Genomic DNA, 988 nt, shown 5'->3' with positions numbered 1-988 from the left:
CCTGGCCGTTAACGGCCAATGGTAAGATAGATAAGAAGCGATTACCGGCGCCCGAGTGGGCGTCGGAGCAGGCTTATGAAGCGCCGGAAGGGCCAGATGAAGAACGTTTAGTCGAGGTGATGGCCTCGGTGTTGGGGTGTGAAATCTCTCATATTGGCCGTCATGATAGTTTTTTTTCATTGGGTGGTCATTCGTTATTAGCGGTGAAGCTGGTCTCCGCATTACGCAGTGAATACGGGATAGAATTAGCGGTTCGCAGTGTGTTTGACAGTGAAGATGTCAAAGGGCTTGCGAAGGTGATGGGTGAGGCAGAGACGGCTCATCGACCAGCGGTGAGTCGTGTGTCCCGAGAATCGCCGTTGGCCTTGTCCTATTCACAACAGCGTTTATGGTTTATCGACCGCTTTTCAGGGGGGAGTAGTCAATACAATATGCCGGGTGCTTTAAAGGTATCGGGGTATTTTGATGTGGCATTGGCACGGCAAGCCTTAGCGCAGATTATAGTGCGTCATGAGGTGCTGCGAACGGTGTATCACGAAGTGTCGGGTAATCCGGTACAAGTGATACAGGAAGTGGTGGAGTTTGATATAGATTGCCATGACCTTAGTGGATTAGTAAGCGAGGCGCAATCGGAGGCGTTATCGAGTCTGATGTCAGAAGAGGCGAGCCGAGTGTTTGACTTGTCCAGTGAGGTATTGTTACGAGCGAGCTATGTGCATTTGTCGGATGAAGACGGGGTGTTGTTATTTAATATGCACCATATAGCGTCGGATGGCTGGTCGATGGGGATATTGGTGTCAGAGTTCAGTGCCTTGTATGAAGGGTTATTGGCCGGTAAAGTGAGTGAATCCATCTTACCCCCGCTGGCGATTCAATATGCAGATTATGCCCATTGGCAACGGACGTGGTTAACCGAGTCAGCATTAGCGTCACAATTGAGCTATTGGCAAACACAACTGGATGATTGCCCGATGGTTCACAGTTTGCC

Annotated in this window: 1 protein-coding gene and 1 pseudogene; both read left to right on the top strand. The window is 50.1% G+C overall.

Features of this window, described 5'->3' with window-relative positions; genetic code table 11:
* Positions 1 to 26: 26 nt before the first annotated feature.
* Positions 27 to 284: pseudogene (locus AN214_RS23390) on the top strand (phosphopantetheine-binding protein); the annotation flags it as partial.
* 48 nt (positions 285 to 332) lie between these two features.
* The coding region (locus tag AN214_RS21720; RefSeq protein ID WP_235576801.1) for a condensation domain-containing protein at positions 333 to 988 on the top strand (656 nt) is incomplete at its 3' end.

The organism is Pseudoalteromonas sp. P1-9 (genome assembly GCF_001399975.1).
GTDB lineage: Bacteria > Pseudomonadota > Gammaproteobacteria > Enterobacterales > Alteromonadaceae > Pseudoalteromonas.
The sequence above is the reverse complement of the archived record's forward strand: the minus strand, read 5'-3'. Positions and strand labels throughout refer to the sequence as shown.